The sequence below is a fragment of the bacterium genome, from assembly GCA_040757115.1.
In the GTDB taxonomy this organism is placed as follows: Bacteria; UBA9089; CG2-30-40-21; order CG2-30-40-21; family SBAY01; genus JBFLXS01.
In genome coordinates this window covers 1-5840 of record JBFLYA010000231.1, presented here as the reverse complement: position 1 = coordinate 5840, position 5840 = coordinate 1, and the positions used below count along the sequence as shown (strand labels likewise).

Below are 5840 nucleotides of genomic sequence, written 5' to 3'. Positions count from 1 at the left end.
ATAGTTTTGAGAATTTCTCCTGATAAATCAAATGAATTTGGTTTTGGACCACGTGGATATCTTTTTTGCATAATTCTTTCCTCCTTAAAATTTCTATGCCCACGTGGAATTATCGTCATTTTATCAGTAAAACTTTAGAAAAAACTGTGAAAAAATTTACTTAACACAGTACTAGTTTTCTCCCATCAGCATACCATGCAGGATAAGTGTGTCCAAAATCGTCATTGACAATGTCCATTTTTATGATTTTGTCCTAATCTAATCGAGCAGATTTTTGATACTAATTTTTGGATTTTTTCAAAAGAGCCGAATTTTTTGTTGACATAGGATAAAATTTGAGGTAAAATATCCTCACAATGGGCACAAATGGATATAATACCCAAAACACTCAAAAAAGCAATTTCCTATCAGTCCTAAAAATATTATTTCCTTAGTGGATGAGTGCGGAATATGGATTGGTATATTAATCATGCAGAATTATCCTATTTTCTGTATATCATGTAAAAAGTTAATGATAACCAGTTAGAGTTATAGAGAATTTATTGGTTTTTGTCGAATTTTTTCTTGACTTTTTGAGGCTATTGTGTTAAAGTAAAGAAAACTATATAATAACTTGTTAGGCTACTGAATTATTGAGGATTATCATGAAAACAACTTTAGACCATCTTCCTTTTCGAAAACAGAGGGAGTTAGAGACTATTGTCAATCTCATCTCTCATGCCACCAAGGTAGAGATGATTATTCTGTTTGGCAGCTATGCCAGGGGAGACTTTGTTGACTCTGACTTTCGCTATGATAAAGAAGAGGGGCACTTTACCAGCTATGAGTCTGACTTTGACATTATGGTGATCGTAAAGGATGAGAAAAAGCCTGAGGATTTTAAGATTTGGGGAAAGATAGAGAATCAGATCAGCCGTAAAATCCCTACCCCTGTAAGCTTAATCATTGAAGATATTGAGCATGTCAATGAGCAACTCTCGGTTGGCAGATACTTCTATGCTGACATCAAAAAAGAAGGCATCTTACTCTATGACTCAAAGAGGTTCCAATTAGCCCGGGCAAGGAAGCTTACTCCTGGGATAAAGAAGAAGTTAGCGGAAGAGGATCTTGCTCTTTGGTTTCCAAAGGCGAAGAGGCTGTTTGGAACTTACAAGCTTCAGCTTGAAAGAGATTGGAACAACGAGGCTGCATTCAGCCTGCACCAGACCACAGAACACCTATACACTGGCACTTCCCTTGTTCTTACCTCCTACAAACCCAGAACCCATGATTTAGAGAAACTGACCAAGCGGATAGAGAAGATTGACGAGGATTTCTGTAAGATCTTTCCAAGAAAAGAGGGTGAAGAAAAGCGATTATTTGAACTTCTTAAGAAGGCTTATGTTGATGCAAGATACAGCAAGAATTATAAAATAACAAAACAAGAACTTGAATACCTTGCTGAGCGAGTGAAAAAACTACGCAGATTATCATTGAAAAAATGTCGTGAGAAGTTTAAGCAATTTGAACAGGAAATTAAAAAAGCCTAACCCATCGCTGCACCTGAGAGCCAACCGCTGGTGGTTTTTTCAAAGTTATGTGCCCTATAAAAGTTTAGTTGTTTTTCAAATTTTTGTGGTGTATACTGTTGGCGGCAGGTGAGCTTTGCCGTTAGACCATGATAGGAGGATGAGAAATGAAATTGAAAGAGGTAAAAGAAAAATACACAGATGAGTGGGTATTAGCCGAAGTATTGAAGGAAGACGAACTGGGAGAGCCTACAGAACTGAAGGTAATAACACATTCTAAAGATAGAGATGAGACCTATGACGCAATGAAAAAAGTAAAAGGTAAGTACTCCTACCATTTCTATACAGGAAAAATTCCTACTAAAGGATATGCGGTTGTATTCTATGCCAAAATTTAGATTTAATACCAAAGCACCAGTAATTATACTATCTATCCTATTGGAGGGTAAAAGTAACTCCAAGCAGAAGATAAGGATGGCTCTTGATACAGGAGCAACTTATACTATGATTCCCTGGAAAACTGCTGAAATTTTAGGGTTAGAACCAGAGTTATCCAAAGAAAGAATAGAAATAATCACTGCCAGTGGAGTGGAAAAAGCTCCTTTGGCTACCCTGGAGTCTATAGTTGTTCTGGGAAAGAGGATAAAAGAGGTTGAGGTTGTTGTTCATGATCTTCCGCCAAAAAGCTATGTAGATGGGTTGCTGGGGATAAAATCGTTGGTTGAACTTAAATTAAAGATAGATTTTAGTGAGGGTACATTGGAGGTATGAAGTATTTTGTCTAACAAATCGTTGCAGCGGACGGCGGGGGCTGTGCCGTGATTGAAAGTTTTGTAGTATCTCAAAGGGGTAATTGTGCTTATAAAGTTTAGTAGTAATTCTCCCTGCTGCAGGTGAGCTTTATCGTTAGGCGGTAAATATCATCATATTTTAAAGTTTAATATCATATCTAATAAGATCCCCAAATGTAATAAAAGGAATTAAGATGAAAAGATTAATTGACCTAACAAATGAAGAAGCAAAAAAACACTTTTTAAAAGGAAGTAGTTATTTTAACGCAGATATACCAGACTACATTAGCTTTGATCAAATTTTATCTGATGTTGATACTATACTAAATGGGCGTCATTATTTAGAATTTAAAGTTGCCAATCCCAATGATTATTCAGGTGTAAACTATAGCTTCATCTCAAACAAAGATGGCAAATTTGCTTGGAGGCCACTTGAGCTTATACATCCAGTAATTTATGTTTCATTGGTAAATGTTATATGTGATCCAGATAATTGGAAGTTTATCACTAATAGGATAGCAGAATTTGAAGATGGTGTCGTTTATTGTTGTAGCGCTCCTGTCATGTCACTTGATGATCAAAAAGATGTAGCTAAACAAATTACAAGTTGGTGGCAATGCGTTGAGCAACAATCTTTAATATATTCTTTGGAGTTTAGTCACTTACTTCATACAGACGTAATTGACTGCTACGCATCTCTTTATACCCACAGTATTTCATGGGCGTTACATGGTATAAAAACCGCTAAGGCGAAGAAAAATGATAATTCACTTTTGGGGAATATAATTGACTCACATATAAGGGCGGGCCGATATGGTCAAACAAATGGTATTTCACAGGGCCCTGTTTTAATGGACTTTGTGGCAGAGATCGTCCTTGGTTTTATAGACAAACAAATTAATGACTCTTTATGTGGTTCGACAGATTTTCGCATATTACGATATCGTGATGATTATAGGATATTTACAAATAGTGATGAACGTGCAGAAGAGATACTTAAAATAATTAGTGACAATTTAAGACCAGTTGGGATGAAAGTAGGTGTTTCAAAAACGTATCTTACTAAAAATGTCATTGAGGGGGCTATCAAACCTGATAAATTGGCCGGTATTGATTTACAAGATTTAGGACTTGATAATGCAAAGACAATTCAGAAGCAACTTTTACGATTGCATAAATTTGGACAGCAATTCCCGAATAGTGGAACGTTACGGCGTTTAGTGAGTGAATTCCATACAAAAATTACAAAACAAACAGAAGCACCAGATGATCTTGAAGTACAAGTTGCAATTGCAGTTGATATTGGTTTTATTTCTCCAGATACATTTCCTGCTATTGCTGGTATTCTAAGCCATCTTATCGCACTTGCTCCCCAAAGAGATAAAACAAAATTATGGACGAAAGTACATAATAAGATGTCACGTGTTCCCTATAACGGCTATCTTGAAATCTGGTTGCAAAGAATAACACAACCAAAGTCAGTTGGAATATCCTTTTCTAGCAATGAAGTAATATGCAAAATTGTAAATGGTGAAAATCCTAAACTTTGGGTAAATGATTGGATCTCAAGCGAAAAATTAAAATCTGCATTAAATGTGTCAAAAATAGTTGTTGGTTCGGTATATGATGCATCAGAAGTTGTTCAGCCCGAGGAAATTGAAATATTCAAGAAAAAAGCAATGATGTATTAAATTTATACCATTAATTAAAATAAATATCTGGAATTAATCCCGAAACTCGAAATATTCCGCCTAACCATTGCGTGCACCTAACAGCCAGAGCTGTCCGATGAACTTAAATTTCTGGTATTTTATCAGGTTTAGTAACTGTGATTCAGACAGTAGACTATAGACATCAGACCTCAGACTAAAGCGGGCAGAAATTGCAGAAGAATGAAGGCTTGAGAGACCTGCCTATACTTCTGTAGGTAATACTTAGGAAAAATTCAGGGAGTGAAGTTTTGAGGATGGTTTCCCAAATGTCACTAATTTCCTGCATAAATAGAGTCTATAGTTTTGTGTCTGATGTCCAGTGTCTGAATCACAGGCTTATCAAAATAATACTTGACGCAAGCCAAAGAAAAGGCTATAATATTATAATATATAGTAGCTAATTTTTTAGCTTTCTCCCCTGGGAGGAGGATAGGGCAACGCTGGAGAGCGACCCGAGCGCCTTCCAGACCACATACTGGATATGTATGCCTCTGAAGAAGATCATCTGACCTCTCAGAGGAGAAGGTTAAGCAATTAATGTTTTCATATATATATCCAGGTGTGGTTAAAGCGATAAACTCATTGGTATTATATCATACTGTACGATCGATTTCAAGTGCCTTTTAATTATTATCATTCGCTGCACCTGACCGCCAACAGCGTGCGGTTTTTCGAAATTCTGTGCTCCATCAAAGGTTAGTGGTTTTTCAAAGTTTTGTGCCCAGCCTGTTGGCGGCAGGTGAGCTCTATCGTTAGACAAATAAAATATTAACACTCAAGATGAATTGGTAAAATGAAATATGTTATTATTTGAGTGGGATCCAAGAAAAGCAATTAAGAATATAAATGTCCATGGGATATCTTTTGATGAAGCCAGCACAACTTTTAGCGATACACTATCATTAACAATCTATGATCCTCTACATTCTGAGCAAGAAGACAGATTTATTTTAATTGGGAATTCAGTTAAACATCGTGTGTTAGTAACTGTTCATACAGGAAGAGAGGATAAAATTAGAATAATAAGCTCAAGAAAGGCAACAAAAAATGAAAGGAAACAATATGAAGAGAATGCAAAAAGATCGAGATATGCTTGAAGAATATGATTTCAGTAAAGGTATTCAGGGAAAATACGCAAAAAAATACTGTGAAGGAACAAATGTTGTAGTTGTTGATCCTGATGTTATCAAATTTTTCCCTGACCATGAATCTGTAAATCAAGCATTAAGATCATTAATTGATATTATTAAGAGACAAAAACAATATGCCTAACGAATTAAGAATTTGTGTGGAGCAACGCCGACACACAATTCTGGGTTGAACTAACGCAATGGAGTATTATTTGGAATTTGAATAAAAGGCTATTTTGTATTTGGTAGGTTTAGTTATCTATTTTTGAGACTTCTATAGTCCGCTTTAATCCAGGGTAACTATTCAGCCACAGATGGACACAGATGAAACACTGAAAATTCGTGAATCGTGTCCGTTTTCCGTGTCCGTAATTAGGCTGAAGGCTGAAGGGTTCTTCTGAAAATCGGGACTCGGGACTCGGAGTTCGGGACTCGGGAAGGCTGGTAGCCACACGACCCATGCTCTGCATGGGTGCCCCGAGCCTGATTTCATCTGTGCCAGTGGAGGAAATTTCCACCCCCTTAATCCCCCGCCAGCGGGGGACAACCTGCCTCTGCCTTCTGCTTTCTGTCCTCTGCCTTCTGCCCTCTGCTCTCTGCCTTCTGCTATTTATCCGTGCTAATCCGTGTTAATCAGTGGCTGAATAGTTAGCATAACACTATCTCCAAAGCACTAAATACCGGTCCATCTTTACAGAC

7 protein-coding genes are annotated in these 5840 nt (G+C 37.0%); 6 read left to right on the top strand and 1 reads right to left on the bottom strand.

Going from position 1 to position 5840, the window contains the following annotated elements:
- Positions 1–644 precede the first annotated feature (644 nt).
- The 6 genes from AB1422_15690 to AB1422_15665 all read left to right on the top strand — a co-directional run bounded on the left by AB1422_15690 (position 645) and on the right by AB1422_15665 (position 5283).
- Entirely contained in the window at positions 645–1529 is an 885-nt protein-coding gene (locus AB1422_15690) for a HEPN domain-containing protein (GenBank protein MEW6620752.1), read from the top strand.
- A gap of 146 nt (positions 1530–1675) precedes the next feature.
- The gene (locus AB1422_15685) at positions 1676–1906 is read left to right on the top strand and encodes a hypothetical protein (protein MEW6620751.1); all 231 of its coding nucleotides are present in this window, start codon (positions 1676–1678) and stop codon (positions 1904–1906) included.
- Complete coding sequence (locus tag AB1422_15680) at positions 1893–2279, top strand: retropepsin-like aspartic protease (protein MEW6620750.1); 387 nt, start codon at positions 1893–1895, stop codon at positions 2277–2279. The genes AB1422_15685 and AB1422_15680 overlap by 14 nt, the downstream gene beginning before the upstream one ends.
- A 214-nt stretch (positions 2280–2493) precedes the next feature.
- Positions 2494–3990 (top strand): RNA-directed DNA polymerase, encoded by a 1497-nt coding sequence (locus AB1422_15675; GenBank protein ID MEW6620749.1) that lies wholly within the window; start codon positions 2494–2496, stop codon positions 3988–3990.
- Between the two features lie 821 nt (positions 3991–4811).
- The gene (locus AB1422_15670; GenBank protein MEW6620748.1) at positions 4812–5108 is read left to right on the top strand and encodes a BrnT family toxin; all 297 of its coding nucleotides are present in this window, start codon (positions 4812–4814) and stop codon (positions 5106–5108) included.
- Positions 5074–5283: a hypothetical protein gene (locus AB1422_15665; protein MEW6620747.1), complete on the top strand. Its 210-nt coding sequence runs from the start codon at positions 5074–5076 to the stop codon at positions 5281–5283. Before AB1422_15670 ends, AB1422_15665 begins: the two co-directional genes overlap by 35 nt.
- 109 nt (positions 5284–5392) lie before the next feature.
- Here AB1422_15665 and AB1422_15660 read toward each other — a convergent pair whose 3' ends face one another.
- Entirely contained in the window at positions 5393–5659 is a 267-nt protein-coding gene (locus AB1422_15660; protein ID MEW6620746.1) for a hypothetical protein, read from the bottom strand.
- Positions 5660–5840 lie beyond the last annotated feature (181 nt).

What these genes read in the sequence shown, in the direction of transcription:
- AB1422_15690 (MEW6620752.1), top strand. Translation starts at nt 645, where the DNA reads ATGAAAACAACTTTAGACCATCTTCCTTTTCGAAAACAGAGGGAGTTA.
- AB1422_15685 (MEW6620751.1), top strand. Translation starts at nt 1,676, where the DNA reads ATGAAATTGAAAGAGGTAAAAGAAAAATACACAGATGAGTGGGTATTA.
- AB1422_15680 (MEW6620750.1), top strand. Translation starts at nt 1,893, where the DNA reads ATGCCAAAATTTAGATTTAATACCAAAGCACCAGTAATTATACTATCT.
- AB1422_15675 (MEW6620749.1), top strand. Translation starts at nt 2,494, where the DNA reads ATGAAAAGATTAATTGACCTAACAAATGAAGAAGCAAAAAAACACTTT.
- AB1422_15670 (MEW6620748.1), top strand. Translation starts at nt 4,812, where the DNA reads ATGTTATTATTTGAGTGGGATCCAAGAAAAGCAATTAAGAATATAAAT.
- AB1422_15665 (MEW6620747.1), top strand. Translation starts at nt 5,074, where the DNA reads ATGAAGAGAATGCAAAAAGATCGAGATATGCTTGAAGAATATGATTTC.